The sequence below is a fragment of the Aquabacterium sp. genome, assembly GCF_035476535.1.
GTDB lineage: Bacteria > Pseudomonadota > Gammaproteobacteria > Burkholderiales > Burkholderiaceae_C > Pseudaquabacterium.
Window position 1 is genome coordinate 20,327 of sequence record NZ_DATILJ010000221.1, and the last position, 21,364, is coordinate 41,690.

Below are 21,364 nucleotides of genomic sequence, written 5' to 3' on the forward strand. Positions count from 1 at the left end.
CTGTAGCGGCTGGCCGCACGGCGGCGCGGGCTTGACGTTCAGCGCGGACGAGTTCAGGCCATGGCCGCCGCACGCCGCAGTGCACTGACGCGAACGCCGAGCAGGCGGATGCGCTTGCTCAGGTCCACGCGCTTCAGGCACAGCCCGGCGGCCAGGCGGATCGTCGTGGCTTCGGCGGTGGGCAGCGCGATCGTCATGTCGCGGGTGACGGTCTTGAAGTCGTCGAAGCGCAGCTTGATGCCGATGGTGCGGCCCTCGTAGCCCTTGCGCTGCAGGTCCACCGCCACCTGCTCGACCAGCTGCGTGAACACGGCGGACAGCTCGCTGCGGTCGCGCTTGGCATGCAGGTCGCGATCGAAGGTGGTTTCGCGGCTCATCGACACCGGCTCGCTGCGCGTGCTGACCGGCCGCTCGTCGACACCATGCGCGGCGTCGTGCAGCCAGCTGCCATAGCTGCGGCCGAAATGCGCCACCAGCCATGGCCGCTCGCAGGCGGCCAGTTCGGCGATGGTGTGGATTTCCAGCGCTGCCAGCTTCGCGGCGGCCTTGGGGCCGATGCCGTTGATGCGCCGCACCGGCAGCGGCCAGATGCGATCGGGCAGGTCCTCATGGGTCAGCAGCGTCAGGCCGTCGGGCTTGTCCAGGTCGGAGGCGATCTTGGACAGCAGCTTGTTCGGCGTGATGCCGATCGAGCAGGACAGGCCGGTGGCCCGCCGCACGTTGTTCTTGATGTCCAGCGCGATCGCGCGCACGCCGCCGAAGGGGTCGTGCGCCACGCTGTCCTGGGCGCCGGGGTGCTCGGTGAGGTCGATGTAGATCTCGTCGATGCCGCGGTCCTCGATCACCGGCGTCAACTCGGCCACCGCGGCCTTGAAGCGGCGCGAATAGTGGCGGTACTGCTCGAAGTCCACCGGCAGCAGCACCGCCTGAGGCGCGCGCAGCGCGGCCTTCATCAGGCCCATGCCGGAATGCACGCCCAGGTCACGCGCGGCGTAGGTGGCGGTGGTGATGACGCCGCGGCCGGTGTAGGTGGCCAGCTTTGAATAGCGCCGCGTGCCATCGGCCAGCAACTCCGGCTGGTGCCGCCGGCCGCCGCCGATGACCACCGGCTGGCCCTTCAGATCCGGGTAGCGCAGCAATTCGACGGAGGCGTAGAACGCATCCATGTCGAGGTGCGCAATCCAGCGTCTCTGAATTTGACGGTTCTGGCGGCTCATGCCGGTCATTGTGGGCCGCCGACGTGGTTCGTACTACGATAGGCGCAGCAACTGCTGGAGCGGGTGATGACCCACAAGACTGCAAGGCGCGCGCTGGCCGATTCGGCGATTGCACTGGCGGCTGGCTGCGGCGCGATCGCCATGTTCCTGCCGCCGATGCTCGAGTCCACCGTCAGCTCGGTGCTGCGCATCGTCGCGCTGGGCCTGGCCATCGCGGTGGCGCTGCCGCTGCACTGGGTGCTGCTGGGCATGGCCGCGCACCGCATGCAACGCTCGGTCGTGGGCTGGGTGGCCTGCGCGGTGCTGCTGTTCCCGGTGGGCGGCGCGGCAGCGCTGATCCTGCTGAGCTGGTTGGCGCATGAAGAGCCGCAAGGCCTGCCCGCGGCGAGCCATTGACATGCGAAGCGCGCTGCTCGCCGCAGGTTTGGCCCTGCTGATGAGCCCGGCCTTCGCGCAAGCGGATCTGGAGGCCTTGCGCAAGCAGGTCACCGAGACCGAGCGCGCATTTGCCCGCTCGATGGCCGAGCGTGATTTCGCGGCCTTCGGCAAGCACTTGTCCGAGCAGACCATCTTCTACGGCCGCGACGTGCTGCGCGGCAAGGCGGCGGTGCTGGCCGCGTGGAAGGGCTTCTACGACGGCCCGAAGGCGCCGTTCTCGTGGGAGCCCGACCAAGTGGACGTGCTGCCCGACGGCACGCTGGCCCATTCCAGCGGCCCGGTGCGTGATGAGAGCGGCAAGCGCATCTCGCGCTTCAATTCGGTGTGGCGCCAGGAAAGCCCGGGCGTCTGGCGCATCATCTTCGACAAGGGCCAGCCGCTCACCGAGGCCGACAAGAAGCTGCCCTGACGCGTGCCTGCCGCACCAGCAGCGCCAGGCCCCAGATCGGATGCGGCGAACTCAGCCCGCCAGGCGCGACTGGTGCCGTTCGATCTGCAGCCGCACCTGCTGCGGCGCCGTGCCGCCGCGCACATTGCGCGCTTCCAGCGAGCCGCGCAGCGTCAGCACCTGCAGCACGTCGTCGTCGATCGACGGGTGGAAGGCCTTCAGCTCGGCCAGCGGTAGCGCCGCCAGATCCAACCCACGCTGCAGCCCCAGCTTCACCGCATGGGCGACGATCTCGTGCGCATCGCGGAAGGGCAGGCCCTTCTTGGTCAGGTAGTCGGCCAGGTCGGTGGCGGTGGCGTAGCCCTTCAGCGCGGCGCGTTCCATCGCCTCCTTCTTCACGACGATGCCGGCCACCATCTCGGCCATGATGCGCAGCGTGTCGGACAAGGTGTCCACCGTGTCGAACAAAGGCTCCTTGTCTTCCTGGTTGTCCTTGTTGTAGGTCAGCGGCTGGCCCTTCATCAAGGTGATCAGGCCCATCAAGTGGCCGACCACGCGGCCGCTCTTGCCGCGCGCCAGTTCGGCGACATCGGGGTTGCGCTTCTGCGGCATGATCGACGAGCCGGTGCAGTAGCGGTCGGCCAGGTCGATGAAGCCGAAGTTCTGGCTCATCCACAGCACCAGTTCTTCGGCCAGGCGCGAGATGTGCACCATCGTGATCGCGGCGAAGGACGAGAACTCCAGCGCGAAGTCGCGGTCGCTCACGGCATCGAGCGAGTTTTCGCAAACCCCGTCGAAGCCCAGCGCGCGCGCCACCGCGTCGCGATCCAGCGGGTAGCTGGTGCCGGCCAGTGCGGCAGCGCCCAGCGGCAGGCGGTTCAGGCGCTTGCGCACATCGGCCAGGCGCTCGGCATCGCGCGCGAACATCTCCACATAGGCCAGCAGGTGGTGCGCAAAGCTCACCGGCTGCGCTACCTGCATGTGGGTGAAGCCGGGCATCACGGTGTCGGTGTGCTGGGCCGCGACGCCGACCAGTGCGCGCTGCATGTCGGCCAGCAGCAGCGCGAGGGCATCGACCTCGCCGCGCAGCCACAGCCGCACATCGGTGGCCACCTGGTCGTTGCGCGAGCGGCCGGTGTGCAGGCGCTTGCCGGCGTCGCCGACCAGCTGGGTCAGCCGGGCCTCGATGTTCAGGTGCACGTCCTCCAGCTCCAGCTTCCAGTCGAACGTGCCGGCTTCGATGTCGGCCCGGATCTGCGCCATGCCGCGCTGGATGTCGGCCAGGTCCTGCGCGCCGATGATGCCTTGTGACGCCAGCATCGCCGCGTGGGCCAGGCTGCCGTCGATGTCGGCGCGCCACAGGCGCTTGTCGAAGTTCACGCTGGCCGTGTAGCGCTTGACGAGCTCGCTCATCGGTTCGGAGAACAGGGCCGACCAGGCCTGGGACTTCTTGTCGAGTTGGTTGCCGGACATGGGATGCAAAGAAGGAGAGCAAAGGCGGCACGGGCGCGCCACCGAAGACCGTATTATCCGGGCCGCATCCCCATGGTCACACCCGCCACGCCTGAACCGCCTGCCACCGCACCGGGCGCGCCCGTGCCCGCAGCGCCGGCTGAAGCCGACACGCGGCCGGCCAGCCTGTGGCCGGCAACCACGCGCCAACCGCACGCGGATGCCAACACGCATTTCGACCCCAGCCGCTTCGACCCGCTGCACGACGAGCAGCAGCGCCAGCGCGAGCGCCTGAGCACGCCGTTCGACCTGTGCCGGCCCGCGGTGGGCCTGCGCGTGTTGATCTTCATCCAGCTGGTGGTGCTGGTGGTGGCGCTGCCGGCGTCCGACCATTGGTACGACTGGGCCTTCCGCGCGGTGAGCCTGGCCTTTGCCGGACTCGGCGGCGGTCTGATCTGGGTGCCGGCGGTCTGCGCCTTGCGCGGTGTGCTGTCCCGTCGGCCGGCGGGTGTGGTGCGGGCGGTGGTGGTGATGCTGGGCGCCTTCGCGTCGCTGGCCGGCTGGGGTTTGATGACCTTGCTGGCGCTCGCGCCGGTCACGCCGTTTGCCGCCGTGGCTGCGGCGCTCAGCGGCGCGGCCTTGGCGGCGCTGGTCTGGCAATGGCTGACGATGCGCTCGGTGGCCGCGTTGCCGGTGGAGGCCAGCGCGCGGCTGGTCGAGCTGCAGTCGCGCATCCGGCCGCATTTCCTGTTCAACGCGCTGAATACCGCGCTGGCGCTGGTGCGCATCGACCCCGCCCGGGCCGAAAGCGTGCTCGAGGATTTGTCGCAGCTGTTCCGCGTGGCGCTGGCCGAAACCGGCAGTGCGGTGTCGCTGGACGAAGAGATCGAGCTGGCGCAGCGCTACCTGGCGATCGAGCAGCTGCGCTTCGGCAAGCGCCTGCAAGTGGTGTGGGACCTGGACCCGGCCGCCGCCGCCGCACGTGTGCCGCCGCTGGTGCTGCAGCCGTTGGTGGAAAACGCCGTGCGCCACGGCATCGAGCCGGCCGTGGGCGGCGGTCGTGTGCTGGTGCGCAGCCGCGCGCGCCTGGGCATGGTGGAACTGCTGGTCAGCAACAGCCTGCCCGACGAGCCGGGCCCGCCCGGCAGCGGCATCGCGCTGGAGAACGTGCGTGAACGCCTGCACCTGCTGCATGACTTGGCCGCGACGCTGGAAACGGGCGTGGTCGACGGCCAGTTCCAGGCTCGCATCAGTGTGCCGTTGTGATGGCCGAGCGCGCGCCGCTGCAAGTGCTGATCGTCGACGACGAGCCGCTGGCCCGCCTGCGCCTGCGCTCGCTGGTCGAGACCTGCGGCGAGCCGCCGGCGCAGGTGGTGGGCGAGGCCGGTGACGCCGAGGAGGCCCTGGCCTTGCTGGCGCAGACGGCCTGCGACGTCGTGCTGCTGGACATCGCCATGCCGGGCCGCGACGGCCTGAAGCTGGCCGACGAGTTGCGCCGCCAGCCGGCGCCGCCGAGGGTGGTCTTCGTCACCGCGCATGCCGACCATGCGCTGAAGGCCTTCGAAGTCGATGCCACCGACTACCTGACCAAGCCGGTGCGCCGCGAGCGCCTGCAGGCGGCGCTGATGCGCGTGGACGAGCGGCGCGGCACCCGGGTCGACAGCGCACCCGCAGGGCCGATGCTGGTGGTCAGTGATCGGGGCCGCGTGCTGCGGGTGCCGGCCGCCGAGGTGCTGTACCTGAAGGCCGAGCAGAAGTACGTCAGCCTGTGCAGCACGCGCGGCCGCTGGGTGCTGGACGACGCGCTGGCCGACCTGGAGCAGCGCTTGGGTGAAGGCTTCCTGCGCATCCACCGCAATGCCGTCGTCGCGCTGACAGCGGTGCGCACGCTGGAGCGCCGCGGCGATGACGATGGCGAAGAGGGTTGGGCCGTGCAGGTCAGCAATGGCGACTGGCTGGCGGTGTCGCGCCGGCAATTGGCGGCGGTGCGCGAGGCGGTGGCGGTGGTGGCCGATGCTGCCCCGGCCGCCGGGCGGCCGCTCCCCGAGGGCTGACCCAAGCCGATCGGGGTCAAGGCTTCGTGGTATGCGAAGCCTTGCTTGATGATTGCCGTGGACGCTGGGCTCAGCCTTCGCGCATCATCCAGGGCTCACCATGCGCTTCGATCTGCTCAGCCTCAACCTCGTGCTCGCGATTGCCGAGACGCGCAGCATCACGCGCGGCGCCGAACGGGAGCATCTGGCCTTGGCAGCGGCGAGCAAGCGGCTGTCCGATCTGGAGTCGCGGCTGGGCGTCGGCCTGTTCGAGCGGCGTGCGCGCGGCGTTGAACTCACCGAAGCCGGTCGTGCGCTGGTGAGGCACATCCGCTCGCTGAATGCCTCGCTGCATGCGCTGGAGAGCGAGGTGGTCGAGTTCGCGCGCGGCATCAAGGGCCACCTGCGCATTGCCGCCAATGCCAGCGCGATTGCCGAACACCTGCCGGCGGACCTGGCGGCGTTTGCGCGCGCCCACGCCGGCATCCGCATCAGCCTGGAAGAGCTGACCAGCGCCGAGGTGCAGGCAGCAGTGGCTGCTGGACACGCCGACGTCGGCATCTTCGTGCCGCCGCAGCATGAAGCGGCGCTGGATTGCCGGCCGTACCGCGAGGGCGAACTGGCGGTGCTGGTGCCGCAGGGCCATGTGCTGGCCAAGCGACGCGGCGTGCCGTTTGATGCGCTGCTGGATTTCGACATCGTCGGCCTGCACGGCGGCGCTGCCGTGCACGAGCAGATGCGTGAACGCGCCCAGGCGCTGGGTCGCACGCTGAACACCCGCGTGCAGGTGCACGGCTTCGACGCGATTGCGCAGTTGGTCGAGGCCGGCATGGGTGTGGCTGTGCTGCCAGCGGTCGTCGCCGCACGTTTTGCCCGCATCTTCGCGGTGCTGCCGTTGACGCTGCAGGAGCCCTGGGCGCAGCGGCCTTACCTGCTGGCCGTGCGCCGGCAGGAGGTGCTGCCCACGGTGGTGCAGCGTTTTGTCGATGCGCTGAGCCCGGCCGCGGTGCTGCCCGACGTGCCGGCGGCCACGCCCGAATCACTTTCCGATGCGCCACCCGTGGCGCGACAATCCCGTGCTCGAAAGAGGTGACCCACCATGACCGCCCGTACCCTGTACGACAAGCTCTGGGACGACCATGTCGTCCATACCGAAGACGACGGCACGGCAGTGCTGTACATCGACCGCCACCTGGTGCATGAAGTCACCAGCCCGCAGGCCTTCGAGGGGCTGCGCCTGGCCAACCGCAAGGTCTGGCGGGTCAGCTCGATCGTCGCGACCGCCGACCACAACACACCGACCACCGGCTGGGAGCGCGGCTACGACGGCATTGCCGACCCGATCAGCAAGCAGCAGATCACCACGCTGGATTCGAACATCGCGGCCTTTGGCGCGGCGGCGTACTTTCCGTTCCTGGACAAGCGCCAGGGCATCGTGCACGTCATCGGGCCGGAGCAGGGCGCCACCTTGCCGGGCATGACGGTTGTTTGCGGCGACAGCCACACCAGCACGCACGGCGCGTTTGGTGCGCTGGCCCATGGCATCGGCACCAGCGAGGTCGAGCATGTGATGGCCACGCAGACGCTGCTGGCGCGCAAGGCCAAGAACATGCTGGTGAAGGTCGATGGCCAGGCACCGCGCGGCTGCGGCGCGAAAGACATCGTGCTGGCCATCATCGGCAAGATCGGCACGGCAGGCGGCACCGGCTACACCATCGAGTTCGGCGGCTCGGCCATCCGTGCACTCAGCATGGAAGGCCGCATGACGGTGTGCAACATGGCCATCGAAGCCGGCGCCCGGGCTGGCCTGGTGGCGGTGGACGAAACGACGATCAACTACGTCAAGGGCCGGCCGTTCAGCCCCTCGGGCGTCGAATTCGAACAGGCCGCGACGCTGTGGCGCACGCTGCACAGCGACGCTGGCGCGCACTTCGACAAGGTGGTCGAGCTCGATGCCAGCCAGTTGCTGCCGCAGGTGACCTGGGGCACCTCGCCGGAGATGGTCTTGTCCATCGACGGCCGCGTGCCTGATCCGGACAAGGAGAAGGACGTCGTCAAGCGTGGTGCCATCGAGCGCGCACTGGCCTACATGGGCCTGGAGCCGAACAAGGCCATTGCCGATGTGCGCATCGACAAGGTCTTCATCGGCTCCTGCACCAACAGCCGCATCGAGGACATGCGTGAAGCCGCGGCGGTAGTGCGCCGCATCGGCGGCCGCGTGGCCAGCAATGTCAAGCTGGCGATGGTGGTGCCGGGCTCGGGCCTGGTGAAGGCGCAGGCCGAGGCCGAGGGCCTGCACGAGGTGTTCAAGGCCGCCGGCTTCGAATGGCGCGAGCCCGGCTGCTCGATGTGCCTGGCGATGAACGCCGACAAGCTGGAGCCCGGCGAGCGCTGCGCGTCGACCAGCAACCGCAACTTCGAAGGCCGCCAGGGCAACGGCGGCCGCACCCACCTCGTCAGCCCGGCGATGGCCGCGGCGGCCGCGCTGAACGGCCATTTCGTCGACGTTCGCCGTATCAGCTGAGGAGAACCCACCATGCAAGCATTCACCGTGCACCAGGGCCTCGCGGCCCCGATGGACCGCGACAATGTCGACACCGACGCGATCATCCCGAAGCAGTTCCTGAAGTCGATCCAGCGCTCGGGCTTCGGCCCGAACCTGTTCGACGAATGGCGTTACCTCGACAAGGGCGAGCCCGGGCAGGACCCGAGCACACGCAAGCCGAACCCCGACTTCGTGCTGAATCAGCCACGTTACCAGGGTGCATCGATCCTGCTGGCGCGCCAGAACTTCGGCTGCGGTTCCAGCCGTGAACATGCCCCGTGGGCGCTGGACCAGTACGGCTTCCGCGCCTTGATTGCACCGAGTTACGCCGACATCTTCTTCAACAACTGCTTCAAGAACGGCATCCTGCCGATCGTGCTGCCGGAGGCCCAGGTGTCCCAGCTGTTCGACGAGGTCAAGGGCTTCCCGGGCTACCGGCTGACGATCGACTTGGCCGCCCAGGTGGTCATCAAGCCCGACGGCACCGAACTGCCGTTCGAAGTGCAGGCCTTCCGCAAGTTCTGCCTGGTCAACGGCTTCGACGACATCGGCCTGACCCTGCGCCATGCCGACAAGATCAAGGCCTTCGAGGCTGAGCGTCTGGCCAAGATGCCCTGGCTTGCGCAACGCTTGCTGTGAGCCGCGGAGCGATGAAGCGTTGGTTCCATCGCGTGGTGCTCAGCCGGCTTTGGCTGACTTTCATCGTGATGACGCTGAGCTTCTTCGCCTTCGGCATCGGCACGCTGAACCTGTTCTACCTGCTGCGCGCCAACAGCAGCCTGCTGCTGGACCACGGATGGCAGGCGCTGATGGACGGCGGTGCGGCGCAGTTGGTCGAGCTGCTTACCAATGGCCTGCTCGGTATGGCCGCGTACCTTGTGTTCAAGGCCTGCGAGTACCGGCTGGTGCATTGGCTGGGCGACCCCCGAGATTCCCATTGATTCGAGAGAAATGACATGAAGATTGCAATCCTGCCGGGTGACGGCATCGGCACCGAAATCATGGCCGAGGCCGTCAAGGTACTGAAGGTCCTGGATCTGCCGTTCGAGATGGAGACCGCGCTGGTCGGCGGCGCCGCCTACGAGGCCCATGGCCACCCGCTCCCCGAGGCCACACTGAATCTGGCCAAGGCTTCCGACGCGGTGCTGTTTGGCGCCGTCGGCGACTGGAAGTACGACACGCTCGACCGCCCGCTGCGGCCGGAGCAGGCCATCCTGGGCCTGCGCAAGCACCTGGGCCTGTTCGCGAACTTCCGCCCGGCCATCTGCTACGAGCAACTGACGCACGCATCGAGCCTGAAGCCCGAACTGGTGGCCGGCCTGGACATCCTGATCATCCGCGAGTTGACCGGCGACATCTACTTCGGCCAGCCGCGCGGCCGTCGCATCGCAACCGACGGTCACTTCCCCGGTGCCGAAGAAGCCTTCGACACGATGCGCTATTCGAAGCCCGAGATCGAGCGCATCGCCCACGTCGCCTTCCAGGCGGCTCGCAAGCGCGGCAAAAAGGTGACCAGCGTCGACAAGGCCAACGTGCTGGAGACCTTCCAGTTCTGGAAGGACGTGGTCACCGAGGTGCATGCGCAATACCCGGACGTTCAGCTCGACCACATGTATGTCGATAACGCGGCAATGCAGCTGGTCAAGGCGCCCAAGAAATTCGATGTTGTCGTCACCGGCAACATGTTTGGCGACATCCTGTCGGACGAGGCGGCGATGCTCACGGGCTCGATCGGCATGCTGCCCTCGGCCTCGCTGGACAAGAACAACAAGGGCCTGTACGAACCCAGTCACGGCAGCGCGCCGGACATCGCCGGCAAGGGCGTGGCCAATCCTTTGGCTACAATCCTGTCCGCTGCCATGATGCTCCGCTTCTCCCTCCACCAAGCCGAAGCCGCCGACCGGATCGAATCCGCGGTGCGTTCGGTGCTGTCCGCGGGTCTGCGCACCGGCGACATCTGGTCCGAGGGCCAAGTGGGAACCCGGAAGGTGGGCACGCGCGAGATGGGCGATGCGGTTGTTGCCGCCCTGAACACCACCAAGACGATTACCAAGAGCTAGTCAGCTCCGGATCGTCTCGCCCCATCACTCTGGACCCCGGCGATACGAGCCGGGGAACCCGGGGGTCCAGAACACAACTGGAAAGGCGTACCGAAATGGCACTCGTAGGATTGGTTGGCTGGCGCGGAATGGTCGGTTCCGTGCTGATGGAGCGCATGCAGGCGGAGAACGACTTCGCCCTGATCGAGCCGATGTTCTTCTCGACCAGCAACGCCGGCGGCGCCGCGCCGAGCCAGGCGAAGAACGAAACGAAGCTGTACGACGCGTTCGACATCGACGCGCTCAAGCGCTGCGACATCGTCATCACCGCGCAGGGCGGCGACTACACCAGCGAAGTCTTCCCCAAGCTGCGCGCCGCGGGCTGGACGGGCCACTGGATCGATGCGGCGTCGACGCTGCGCATGGCGGATGACGCGGTCATCATCCTCGACCCGGTGAACATGCCGGTGATCAAGAACGCGTTGGCCAAGGGTGGGCGCAACTGGATCGGCGGCAACTGCACCGTCAGCTGCATGCTGATGGGTGTCGGTGCGCTGTACAAGGCTGGCCTGGTCGAATGGATGAGCACGCAGACGTATCAGGCGGCCTCCGGCGGCGGCGCGCAGCACATGCGCGAAATGCTGGTCCAGTACGGCACGCTGAATGCATCGGTCAAAGCGCTGCTGGACGATCCGAAGAGCTCGATCCTCGACATCGACCGCCTGCTGACCACGACGCAGCGCAATCTGCCGGCCGACGCGGTTCAGCACTTCGGTGTGCCGCTGGGCGGCTCGCTGATCCCGTGGATCGACAAGGACCTCGGCAACGGCATGTCGAAGGAAGAATGGAAGGGCATGGCCGAGACGAACAAGATCCTCGGTCAGGGCGAAGGTTTCGGCAGCGCCGCCGTGCCGGTTGACGGTTATTGTGTGCGCGTCGGTGCCATGCGTTGCCACAGCCAGGCAATGACCTTCAAGCTGAAGAAGGACGTGCCGCTGGCCGACATCGAGGCAATGATCGCCGCCGACAACGCCTGGGTGAAGGTGGTGCCGAACACCAAGGAAGCAACGATCCGCGACCTGACGCCGGTGGCCGTGACCGGCACGATGACGATTCCCGTGGGCCGGCTGCGCAAGCTGGCGATGGGTCCGGACTACCTTGGAGCGTTTACCATCGGCGACCAGCTTTTGTGGGGAGCTGCGGAGCCGCTGCGCCGCATGCTGCGAATCCTGCTGGAGCAGTGATCGCGTTGTCCGGCGGCAACAATTGGCAACCAGTCGCTACAACGGATCAGATACAACCGAATGTCAGGCTTTGCATGAGCTTGTCAGCCTATATGCTTGATGCTATTGTGGTTTCGAGCATTTGAGCTGACAGCCAGGCGTGATGCCGGATCCTGAGTTTTGCCCCTGGCGGTGGGCCCTGAAGAGGCCTGCCGACGCCATTGTGGAGACGCCTTGAAAAAACGCTCGTTCCTCACCGCCCGCACAACCCTGGCGCTGGCCGCGGCCGCCGCGCTGGGCGCCACCACCGTTGACGCCTGGGCCTTGGGTCTGGGGCGGCTGAACGTGCAGTCTGCGCTGGGCGAGGGTTTGCGCGCCGAGATCGACATCACCAGTCTGACGCCCGAAGAAGCCTCGACGCTGGCGGTGCGCATCGCGTCGCCCGAGTCCTACCGCGCCGCCGGCGTCGACTACAACAGTGTGCTGTCGTCGACCCAGGCGGTGCTGGCGCGGCGCGCTGACGGCCGCCCTTACCTGCGCGTGGTCAGCGACCGGGCGGTGCAGGAGCCGTTCATCGATGTGATCCTCGAAGTCTCCTGGTCCACCGGCAAGCTGGTGCGCGAATTCACGCTGCTGCTCGACCCGCCGAGCAACCGCGTGGCGCCGCCGGTGCAAGCCGCCGCGCCGATTGCGCCGGCCATCGCCCCGGCGCCCGCACCCGCTGCTGCGCCGGCTGCGCCGCCGCCGGTGGCTGCGGCACCCCGTGCGCCGGCCTCGCCGCCGCCTGCTGCGGTGCCGACGCCTGCACCCAGGCCTGCGGCCGATGCCGCGGGTGCCAGTGAATACCGCGTGCGCAGTGGCGACACCCTGTCCCGCATTGCCGGTCGCACGCAGCGCCCGGGTGTGGCGCTGGACCAGATGCTGGTCGGCCTGTTCCGCGCCAATCCGGACGCCTTCCTCGGCAACAACATGAACCGGCTGAAGTCCGGTGTCGTGTTGTCGGTGCCGTCGGCCGACACGGTCAAGGGCATTGCACCCAGCGAAGCGCGTGAGGTGATCGCCGCGCAGAGCGCCGACTTCGGCGCCTATCGCAGCCGTTTGGCCGAAGGCGCGCCGCAGGCCGGCACGGTCGAGCCGGCACGCCAGGACAAGGGCAAGGTCCAGGCGGCGGTCGACGACAAGAAGCAGGCCGCGGCAGCATCGGCCGACAAGCTCAAGCTGTCCGGCGCCGCGGCCAAGGCATCGGCTCCGGAAGCGCAGATCTCCAAGGCAGCCGAGCGCAAGGACAACGCCACGCGGGTGGCCGAACTCACGCGCAACGTCGAAGAACTGAAGAAGCTGCAGCAGGGCACGGCGGCCGCTCAACCGGCGCCCGCGCCGGCCCCCGCACCGGCGGTGGCCGTGCCAGTGCCGGCACCCGCGCCCGCCGCGGTTGCGCCGCCGCCTGCGGCACCCGCGCCGGCCCCGGCGGCGATGGCTTCCGCACCCGCGCCGGCAGTTCAGGCCAGTGCGCCGGCCGCGGCGGCGTCGGCACCGCGCTTGCCCGCGTCTCGCCCGCCAGCAGCGGCGCCGGCCCAGGAGCCCGGCTTCCTCGATTCGATCCTCGACAACCCGCTGGCCTTGCCGGGCGCCGGCTTGCTGGCAATCGTGCTGGCCGGCCTGGGCTACTACAAGTTCCGTGGCCGGGGCGGCCGCAAGGATCGCACCGAGACCTCGTTCCTCGAGAGCCGGGTGCAACCGGACTCGTTCTTCGGCGCCAGCGGTGGCCAGCGCATCGACACCAGCGACCAATCGGCCGGCTCCTCTTCGATGGGCTTCTCGCTGAGCCAGCTGGACGCCATCGGCGATGTCGATCCGGTGGCCGAGGCCGATGTCTACCTGGCCTATGGCCGTGACCTGCAGGCCGAGGAAATCCTGAAGGAGGCGATGCGCACGACGCCGGATCGCCTGGCCATCCGCACCAAGCTGCTCGAGGTCTACGCCAAGCGCCGCGACACCAAGGGCTTCGAGCTGCTGGCCACGCAGCTCTTCGCCATCACCCAGGGCAGTGGTGCGGATTGGGAGAAGGCGCAGGAGATGGGTCGGCAGATCGACCCCGAAAACCCGCTGTACCAGCCAGGCGGCCGGCCGGAAGAGGTCATTCGCGACGGCCATGTGATCCCCGACCCGATCAGTGCAACGACCTTGCCGCAGTCGGTGATGCCCACGCCGTCGATGTTCCCGACCGATGGTGGCGCGCCCACCCTGCCGGCCGAGCCGCATCCGGTGGATCTGGACCTCGACTTCGACCTGGAGCCAGCCGAAGGCACGATGGACATGACCCGCCCGCTGGCCACCAGTGCCGTGCCGGCGGCCAGCGGCGGCGACATCGATTTCGACTTTTCGGCCGAGCCGACGACGATCTCCCAGCGCAAGGTCTCCGCGCCGGCACCGTCGGGGGTGTCGATGGACTTCAACCTCGATGACCTGTCGCTCGACGATACGGAGGCCACGCTGCCGACCTCCGAGGCGACGCTGCCAATGACCACCGCGCCGGCACCGGCGCGCAACGACGCCTTGCTGGATTTCGGCGAGTTTGCCTTGTCCGAGCCGGCGACCTTGCCAGGCAAAGGCTCGGCACCCCTGCATGACGACAGCGAGCTGCCGTCCGACGATGCCGACCCGATCGCCCGCAAGCTGGAACTGGCCGAAGAGTTCCGCCAGATCGGCGACATGGAAGGCGCACGCGATCTGCTGGAAGAAGTGATCGGCAAGAGCACCGGTTCGCTGAAAGCCAAAGCGCAGGGGATGCTCGACCAACTCGGGTGAGTTCACGCGTCGCACTCGGCATCAGCTACCGCGGTACCGCGTACCACGGCTGGCAAAGCCAGCCGGACGGCTGCACGGTGCAGGACAAGCTGGAGCATGCACTTTCCGCCTTCGTCGACCAGCCTGTCAGCACCCTGTGTGCCGGCCGCACCGACACCGGCGTGCATGGCCTGAACCAGGTGGTGCACCTGGACAGTCCGGTGCAGCGTGATGCCTTCAGCTGGATCCGTGGCACCAACCGCTACCTGCCGCGTGACATCGCGGTGCAGTGGTGCCAGCCGGTGGCCGACGAGTTCCACGCCCGCAACAGCGCGCGCAGCCGCCGCTACCGCTACCTGCTGCTGGAATCGGCGGTGCGCCCGGCGCTGGAAGCCGGGCAGGTCGGCTGGGTGTTTCGCCCCCTGGACGGTGATGCGATGCAGCGCGCTGCGGCGCTGCTGGTCGGTGAGCACGACTTCAGTTCGTTCCGATCGTCCGAATGCCAGGCGGCGAGCCCGGTGAAGACGCTGTATGCGATCACCGTCAGCCGCCGCACGGCCTACTGGTGCTTCGACTTCCATGGCAGCGCCTTCCTGCACCACATGATCCGCAACATCATGGGCTGCCTGGTCGCGGTGGGCAGCGGCCGCCAGCCGGCGGACTGGCTGACCGAGGTGCTCGCCGCGCGCAACCGCGACGCCGCGGCGCCGACCTTTGCGCCCGATGGCCTGTATTTCGTCGGCCCGCAGTACGATGCCCACCACCACATTCCCGAGCACACTGCGGCCATGGACTGGTTCGTGTGACCACGCATGACAACCCGTACCCGCATCAAGATCTGTGGCCTCACACGCGAGGCCGATGTCGATGCCGCCGTCGAGTGCGGTGCTGACGCGATCGGCCTGGTTCTCTATGAACGCAGCCCGCGCGCCGTCAGCATCGCCCGCGCGGCCGAACTGGCGCGGCGCCTGCCCCCGTTCGTGACGCCGGTGTGCCTGTTCGTCAATGCGCCGCCGGAACAGGTGCTTGAGCTGTTGCAGGCCATTCCGAATGCACTGCTGCAGTTCCACGGTGACGAGACGCGCGTTGATTGCGAGCGCTTTGAACGCCCCTACTTGCGGGCCGCGCGCATGACGCCCGGCTTCGCTTTGTTAGACTTCGCCACCGCATATGCGAGTGCCGCCGGCATCCTGCTCGACGCCCATGTCGAAGGCTACGGCGGTGGTGGAAAGGCGTTCGATTGGTCACTCGTGCCACCCAACGTGCCCCGTCCGGTCGTTTTGTCTGGTGGGTTGAATCCTGCAAACGTGATCGATGGGGTCATGCACATCCGGCCTTGGGCCGTTGATGTGAGTTCCGGCGTGGAAAGCGCAAAAGGCATCAAGGATGCCACGCTGATGCGCCGGTTCTGCGAGGCGGTGTGCGAAGCCGATGCGCGCATGGCCGATGCCGACGCCTGACCCACCTGCCTTGCGCGCTGCCGTGCCGCGGCAGGCTTCTCCAGAAAGACCCCGATGTTCGATTACCACCAACCCGATGCCCGCGGGCATTTCGGACCGTATGGCGGCACCTTCGTCGCCGAAACCCTGGTGCATGCCCTCGATGAGCTGAAAGCAGCCTACGAGAAGTACCGCATCGATCCGGCCTTCCAGACCGAATTCCGCAACGAACTGAAGCACTTCGTCGGCCGGCCCAGCCCGGTCTACCACGCTGCCCGCATGTCGCGCGAGATCGGTGGCGCGCAGATCCACCTCAAGCGCGAGGACCTGAACCACACCGGCGCGCACAAGGTCAACAACACCATCGGCCAGGCGCTGCTAGCCAAGCGCATGGGCAAGCCGCGTGTCATCGCCGAGACCGGCGCCGGCCAGCATGGTGTGGCCACCGCCACCATCTGTGCGCGCTACGGCATGGAATGCGTGGTTTACATGGGCAGCGAGGATGTCAAGCGCCAGTCGCCCAACGTCTACCGCATGAACCTGCTCGGCGCGCGCGTGGTGCCGGTGGAGTCCGGCAGCCGCACGCTGAAGGATGCGTTGAACGAAGCACTGCGTGACTGGGTCACCAACGTCGAGAACACCTTCTACATCATCGGCACGGTGGCCGGCCCGCACCCCTACCCGATGATGGTGCGCGACTTCCAGCGCGTGATCGGCGACGAATGCATGGTGCAGATGCCGGCGCAGATCGGCCGCCAGCCCGACGCGGTGATCGCCTGTGTCGGCGGCGGCAGCAATGCGATGGGCATCTTCTACCCCTACATCCAGCACGACAAGGTGCGCCTGATCGGCGTAGAAGCCGCCGGGCATGGCCTGGATTCCGGCAAGCATGCGGCCAGCCTGTCGGCTGGCTCGCCCGGTGTGCTGCACGGCAACCGCACCTACCTGCTGCAGGACGACAACGGCCAGATCACCGAAACGCACTCTGTCTCCGCCGGCCTGGACTACCCCGGCGTCGGCCCCGAGCACGCGTTCCTGAAGGACATCGGCCGCGCCGAATACGTCGGCATCACCGACGAGGAAGCCTTGAGCGCCTTCCACCGCCTGTGCCGCACCGAAGGCATCATCCCGGCGCTGGAATCCAGCCATGCGGTGGCCTACGCGATGAAGCTCGCGGCCACGATGACGCCCGACCAGCACCTGCTGGTGAACCTGTCCGGACGCGGCGACAAGGACATCGGCACCGTCGCCGACTTGTCCGGCGCGGGCTTCTACTGTCGACCGTCCTGCCAGGGCCAGTCGGTCAAGGGTGCACAACCCGTTGCGGTGCACATGACGGGAGACAAGTCATGAGCCGCATCGCTCCCACGCTGCAGGCCCTGTTGGACAGCGGCCGCAAGGCGCTGATCCCGTACATCGCTGCCGGCGACCCCTATCCCGATGCCACGGTCGAAGTGATGCAGGCGCTGGCCGATGGCGGTGCCGACATCATTGAGTTGGGCGTGCCGTTTTCCGACCCGATGGCCGATGGCCCAGTGATCCAGCAGGCCTCCGAGCGGGCGCTGGCCCAGGGCGTCGGCATGACGCAGGTGCTGGGCTATGTGAAGGCCTTCCGGCGCGGCAACAACAGCACGCCGGTGGTGCTGATGGGCTACGCCAACCCGATCGAGCGCTACGACCAGAAGCACGGCGCCGGCAGCTTCGTCGCCGCGGCGCGTGAAGCGGGCGTCGATGGCCTGCTGGTGGTCGACTATCCACCGGAAGAGTGCGAAGACTTCGCCGCGGCGCTGAAGGCCGCCGGTCTCGATCTGATTTTCCTGCTGGCGCCCACCTCGACCGAGCAGCGCATGTGCGATGTCGGCCGCCTGACCACTGGCTACGTCTACTACGTGTCGCTGAAGGGCGTCACCGGCGCCGGTCACCTGGACACCAGCGCGGTGGCCGAAGCCGTGCCACGCATTCGCCAGCATGTCAAGGTGCCGGTGGGTGTAGGCTTCGGCATTCGCGACGCGTTGACCGCCCAGGCCGTGGCCCGGGTGTCCGACGCGGTGGTGATCGGAACGCGGCTGGTGCAGATCCTGCACGAGCAGCCGCGCGAATCGGTCGCCGCCGCCGGCAAGGCCTTCATGGCCGAGATCCGCGCGGCGCTCGATGCCTTGCCAACCGGAGCATCCTGATGAGCTGGCTTGAAAAACTCCTTCCGCCGAAGATCCAGCAGACCGATCCGACCGAGCGCCGCTCGGTGCCGGAAGGCCTGTGGGTCAAGTGTCCGGCCTGCGAAACGGTGCTGTACAACACCGATCTGGCGCAGAACCTGAACGTCTGCCCGAAGTGCGACCACCACCACCGCATCGGTGCGCGGGCCCGGCTCGATGCCTTCCTCGATGCCGAGGGCCGCTACGAAATCGGCCAGGAAGTGGTGCCGGTCGATCCGCTGAAGTTCAAGGACAGTCGCAAGTACCCCGAGCGGCTGAAAGACGCGCTCGAAGCCACCGGCGAGACCGACGCGCTGGTGGTACTGGGCGGCGCAGTGATGAGCGTGCCGCTGGTCGCTGCCTGTTTCGAATTCGACTTCATGGGCGGCTCGATGGGCTCGGTGGTCGGCGAGCGATTCGTGCGCGGTGTCGAGACCGCCATCGAGCAGAAGGTGCCCTTCGTCTGCTACACCGCCACCGGCGGCGCACGCATGCAGGAAGGCTTGTTCAGCCTGCTGCAGATGGCCAAGACCAATGCCGCGCTGACGCGCCTGGCCAAGGCCAGGTTGCCCTACATCAGCGTGCTCACCGACCCGACCATGGGTGGTGTCTCGGCCAGCTTCGCCTTCGTCGGCGATGTGGTGATGGCCGAACCCAAGGCGCTGGTTGGCTTTGCCGGCCCACGGGTGATCGAGAACACCGTGCGCGAGAAGTTGCCCGAAGGCTTCCAGCGCGCCGAGTTCCTGTTGAAGAAGGGCGCGATCGACCAGATCGTCGATCGACGCCAGCTGCGGCCGCGCATCGCCTCGATGCTGGCCATGCTTCAGCGTCAAAGCGCGGATGCGGTGGCCTGACGCGGACTTTGCCTTCCTCCTCCACGCCGGGCCCTCGCGGCCCGGTTTGCCTTCATGAGCCCGCCGCAAACCCTCGATGATTGGCTCGCGCGCTGCGAGCACCTGCACCCCAAGACCATCGACATGACGCTGGACCGGGTGGCGGCCGTTCGCGACCGCCTGGGCCTGCGCTTCGACGTGCCGGTGATCAGTGTTGCCGGCACCAACGGCAAGGGCTCGACCTGCGCGATGCTGGAATGCATCGCGCTACAGGCAGGTTACCGCGTCGGCCTGTACATCAAGCCGCACCTGGTGCATTTCGAGGAACGCTGCCGCATCAATGGCGAGATGGCTTCGGCCGACTCGCTGCTGCCGCATTTCGAGGCGGTGGAAGCGGCGCGCCAGGGCGTCACGCTGACCTACTTCGAATTCACCACGCTGGTGATCATGCGGGCGCTGGCCCAGGCGTCACTGGACCTGGTGATCCTGGAGGTGGGCATGGGCGGCCGGCTGGACGCCGTCAACGCCGTCGATGCCGATTGCGCGGTGATCACCGGCATCGCACTGGACCACACCGAATTTCTCGGACCGGACCGCGAAGCCATCGGCCGCGAGAAGGCCGGCATCATGCGCACCGGCCGGCCGGTGATCGTTAGCGATCCGGAACCGCCGGCCAGTCTGGCGGAGCGGGCCACCGAGATCGGCGCCGAGCTGTGGCTGATCGGCCGCGATTTCAACTTCCAGGGTGACAAGCAGCAATGGTCCTGGAGCGGCCGCGGCCGGCGCTTCAACAGCCTGGCCTACCCGGCGCTGCGCGGTGCCAACCAGTTGCTGAATGCTTCCGGCGCCTTGGCCGCATTCGAGGCCATTCGCGATCGCCTGCCGATCACCGCGCAGGCCGTGCGCAACGGCCTGGCGATGGTCGAGCTGCCGGGCCGTTTCCAGATCATCCCGGGCCAGCCGACCCTGGTGCTGGATGTGGCGCACAACCCGCAGGCCGTGGCGGCGCTGGCGCTGAACCTCGACCAGATGGGCTTCTTCCCGGTGACGCATGCGGTATTCGGCGCGATGCGCGACAAGGACATCACGGCGCTTCTCAAGCATGTGGCGCCGCTGGTCGACCGCTGGTACCTGACCGACCTGCCACCGGCGCGCGCCGCCAAGGCGTCGGAGCTAGCATCCGAAGTGCGCGTGGCCAGTGGTTCGCGCCCAGTGCCTGTCAGCGAGCATGCTTCGCCCGAGCTGGCGCTGCGCGCCGCGGCCGCCGCGGCAGACCCGGCTGATAGAATCGTCGTCTTCGGCTCGTTCTCCACCGTCGGTGGTGTACTGAAGGACGGCCTGCCCCGGTTGACGGCCCGGCACCTGGGCTGAGCCCGGTTGCCCGGCGGCCCGATTCCGCCGCAAGCCCCTTCTGAAGCACCGCGGCGGCCCTACCTGGCTCGCATGGGTTTGCTGTCCTTTTTCAAGCGTCACGACGAGTCCACCGGCGAAGCCGCTGCGCCCGATGCGGTGGCCCATGCCCGCACCCGCGCGCGGCGCCGGCTGATCGGCGCCACCGTGCTGCTGGGCATCGGCGTGATCGGCTTTCCGCTGCTGTTCGAAACCCAGCCGCGGCCGATTCCGGTGGACATCCCGATCGAGATCCCGCGCCGCGAAGCCGCGCCGCCGCTGGCGCTGCCGCCGGCCGTCCGGTCGGCCTCCGCTGCCATGGCGCCGCCGCCGCAACCGGTGCCCGCGACGCCGATGCCGGCCGTGATCACCGAGCGTGAAGCCGAACAGGGCCGTGAAGTGGCGCCGCCCGCGCCGCGCGTGGCGGCAGCAGCTTCGGCCGCCAAGCCCTCCGCGCCTGCTTCGGCGCCCAAACCAGCCTCGCTGGCTTCGGCGCCCAAGCCCGCATCGGCCGCTGCCGCGGTGTCGCCGCGGCCCGCCGATGGCCAGCGTGCGCAGGCGCTGCTCGAGGGCAAGCCGCCCGCCGCGGCCTCCGACAACGCGGAGGCCCGCATCGTCGTGCAGGTGGGCGCGTACACCGACGTCGACAAGCTGCGTGAAGCCCGGCAGAAGGTCGAGAAACTCGGCATGAAGACCTACACGCAAGTGGTCGATGCCGATGGCGGCAAACGCACCCGTGTGCGGGTGGGTCCGTTCGCCACCCGCGACGAAGCCGACAAGGCCGCGGCGCGCATCAAGGCCACCGGCTTGCCGGTTGCCATCCTGACATTGTGAGCGGCCATGGCAGCACTCGGCTGGGTCGACATGGTGTTGCTGGGCGTGCTGCTGCTGTCGGTGATCGTGGGCCTGTGGCGCGGGTTGGTGTTCGAGCTGATGTCGCTGGTCGGCTGGGTGGTGGCCTATGTGCTGGCCAATGTCTACACGCCCGAGATGAGCGGGTACGTGCGGATCGGCGAACCCGGCTCAGCGCTGAACCAGGGCGCAGCGTTCGTCGTGGCCTTCATCCTGGTGCTGGTGGTCTGGTCGCTGCTGGCGCGGCTGCTGCGCCTGGTGATCCATGCCACGCCCTTGACCTTCATCGACCGGGTGCTCGGCGCCGGCTTCGGTGTGCTGCGCGGCGTGGTGCTGCTGCTCGTCGCCGCGACCTTGATCGCCTTCACGCCGGCGGCGCGCTCGCCCGAGTGGACGGCGTCGCAGGGTGCCGTCTGGCTCGGCGTGGCGCTGCAAGGCCTGAAACCGATGTTGCCGGCCGAGGTGGCGCGGCACCTGCCGGCAGCTTGATCCTTCATCTTCAGTTCACAGACAGGTCCATCCCATGTGCGGCAT

Annotated in this window: 21 protein-coding genes; 19 read left to right on the forward strand and 2 right to left on the reverse strand. The window is 68.0% G+C overall.

Annotation, left to right across the window (positions count from 1 at the left end):
* Nucleotides 1-53: 53 nt before the first annotated feature.
* Nucleotides 54-1,166 (reverse strand): DNA polymerase IV, encoded by a 1,113-nt coding sequence (gene dinB / locus VLK61_RS21780; RefSeq protein ID WP_414636843.1) that lies wholly within the window; start codon nt 1,164-1,166, stop codon nt 54-56.
* Nucleotides 1,167-1,283: 117 nt separating this feature from the next.
* On the opposite strand from dinB, the gene VLK61_RS21785 reads away from it, so the two are divergent.
* Together VLK61_RS21785 and VLK61_RS21790 are read left to right on the forward strand one after the other, a co-directional pair.
* Nucleotides 1,284-1,613: a hypothetical protein gene (locus tag VLK61_RS21785; RefSeq protein WP_325423868.1), complete on the forward strand. Its 330-nt coding sequence runs from the start codon at nt 1,284-1,286 to the stop codon at nt 1,611-1,613.
* Between the two features lies 1 nt (nt 1,614).
* Entirely contained in the window at nt 1,615-2,064 is a 450-nt protein-coding gene (locus VLK61_RS21790; RefSeq protein ID WP_325423870.1) for a YybH family protein, read from the forward strand.
* A gap of 51 nt (nt 2,065-2,115) precedes the next feature.
* Here VLK61_RS21790 and argH read toward each other — a convergent pair whose 3' ends face one another.
* Complete coding sequence (argH, locus tag VLK61_RS21795; RefSeq protein ID WP_325423872.1) at nt 2,116-3,516, reverse strand: argininosuccinate lyase; 1,401 nt, start codon at nt 3,514-3,516, stop codon at nt 2,116-2,118.
* A 72-nt stretch (nt 3,517-3,588) separates the two neighbouring features.
* Between argH and VLK61_RS21800 the strand changes: the two genes are divergently transcribed.
* The 17 genes from VLK61_RS21800 (at nt 3,589) to VLK61_RS21880 (ending at nt 21,319) form a co-directional block, all read left to right on the forward strand.
* Complete coding sequence (locus VLK61_RS21800; protein WP_325423874.1) at nt 3,589-4,761, forward strand: sensor histidine kinase; 1,173 nt, start codon at nt 3,589-3,591, stop codon at nt 4,759-4,761.
* The gene (locus tag VLK61_RS21805; protein WP_325423876.1) at nt 4,761-5,549 is read left to right on the forward strand and encodes a LytR/AlgR family response regulator transcription factor; all 789 of its coding nucleotides are present in this window, start codon (nt 4,761-4,763) and stop codon (nt 5,547-5,549) included. The genes VLK61_RS21800 and VLK61_RS21805 overlap by 1 nt, the downstream gene beginning before the upstream one ends.
* Nucleotides 5,550-5,649: 100 nt before the next feature.
* A complete protein-coding gene (locus VLK61_RS21810) occupies nt 5,650-6,621 on the forward strand; it encodes a LysR substrate-binding domain-containing protein (RefSeq protein WP_325423879.1) in 972 nt (323 codons plus the stop codon).
* Between the two features lie 6 nt (nt 6,622-6,627).
* A complete protein-coding gene (gene leuC / locus VLK61_RS21815; protein ID WP_325423881.1) occupies nt 6,628-8,052 on the forward strand; it encodes a 3-isopropylmalate dehydratase large subunit in 1,425 nt (474 codons plus the stop codon).
* A gap of 12 nt (nt 8,053-8,064) precedes the next feature.
* The gene (leuD, locus tag VLK61_RS21820; protein ID WP_325423883.1) at nt 8,065-8,712 is read left to right on the forward strand and encodes a 3-isopropylmalate dehydratase small subunit; all 648 of its coding nucleotides are present in this window, start codon (nt 8,065-8,067) and stop codon (nt 8,710-8,712) included.
* Nucleotides 8,713-8,723: 11 nt separating this feature from the next.
* Entirely contained in the window at nt 8,724-9,014 is a 291-nt protein-coding gene (locus tag VLK61_RS21825; protein WP_325423885.1) for a hypothetical protein, read from the forward strand.
* 15 nt (nt 9,015-9,029) lie between these two features.
* Complete coding sequence (gene leuB / locus VLK61_RS21830; RefSeq protein WP_325423887.1) at nt 9,030-10,133, forward strand: 3-isopropylmalate dehydrogenase; 1,104 nt, start codon at nt 9,030-9,032, stop codon at nt 10,131-10,133.
* 95 nt (nt 10,134-10,228) lie between these two features.
* Entirely contained in the window at nt 10,229-11,356 is a 1,128-nt protein-coding gene (gene asd, locus VLK61_RS21835) for an aspartate-semialdehyde dehydrogenase (RefSeq protein WP_325423889.1), read from the forward strand.
* A 213-nt stretch (nt 11,357-11,569) separates the two neighbouring features.
* Entirely contained in the window at nt 11,570-14,143 is a 2,574-nt protein-coding gene (locus VLK61_RS21840) for a FimV/HubP family polar landmark protein (protein WP_325423891.1), read from the forward strand.
* Nucleotides 14,140-14,928, forward strand: coding sequence for a tRNA pseudouridine(38-40) synthase TruA (truA, locus tag VLK61_RS21845; protein WP_325423893.1), 789 nt, complete (start codon nt 14,140-14,142; stop codon nt 14,926-14,928). The genes VLK61_RS21840 and truA overlap by 4 nt, the downstream gene beginning before the upstream one ends.
* 6 nt (nt 14,929-14,934) lie before the next feature.
* Complete coding sequence (locus VLK61_RS21850; RefSeq protein WP_325423895.1) at nt 14,935-15,582, forward strand: phosphoribosylanthranilate isomerase; 648 nt, start codon at nt 14,935-14,937, stop codon at nt 15,580-15,582.
* A gap of 54 nt (nt 15,583-15,636) precedes the next feature.
* Nucleotides 15,637-16,914, forward strand: a complete 1,278-nt coding sequence (trpB, locus tag VLK61_RS21855; RefSeq protein ID WP_325423897.1) for a tryptophan synthase subunit beta — start codon at nt 15,637-15,639, stop codon at nt 16,912-16,914.
* Nucleotides 16,911-17,738, forward strand: coding sequence for a tryptophan synthase subunit alpha (gene trpA, locus VLK61_RS21860; RefSeq protein ID WP_325423899.1), 828 nt, complete (start codon nt 16,911-16,913; stop codon nt 17,736-17,738). The genes trpB and trpA overlap by 4 nt, the downstream gene beginning before the upstream one ends.
* A complete protein-coding gene (gene accD / locus VLK61_RS21865; protein WP_325423901.1) occupies nt 17,738-18,610 on the forward strand; it encodes an acetyl-CoA carboxylase, carboxyltransferase subunit beta in 873 nt (290 codons plus the stop codon). The genes trpA and accD overlap by 1 nt, the downstream gene beginning before the upstream one ends.
* A gap of 54 nt (nt 18,611-18,664) precedes the next feature.
* Nucleotides 18,665-19,960 (forward strand): bifunctional tetrahydrofolate synthase/dihydrofolate synthase, encoded by a 1,296-nt coding sequence (gene folC, locus VLK61_RS21870; RefSeq protein ID WP_325423903.1) that lies wholly within the window; start codon nt 18,665-18,667, stop codon nt 19,958-19,960.
* A gap of 72 nt (nt 19,961-20,032) precedes the next feature.
* Nucleotides 20,033-20,812: an SPOR domain-containing protein gene (locus VLK61_RS21875; RefSeq protein ID WP_325423905.1), complete on the forward strand. Its 780-nt coding sequence runs from the start codon at nt 20,033-20,035 to the stop codon at nt 20,810-20,812.
* Nucleotides 20,813-20,818: 6 nt separating this feature from the next.
* On the forward strand, nt 20,819-21,319 hold the full coding sequence (locus tag VLK61_RS21880; protein ID WP_325423908.1) for a CvpA family protein: 501 nt from the start codon (nt 20,819-20,821) through the stop codon (nt 21,317-21,319).
* Nucleotides 21,320-21,364 lie beyond the last annotated feature (45 nt).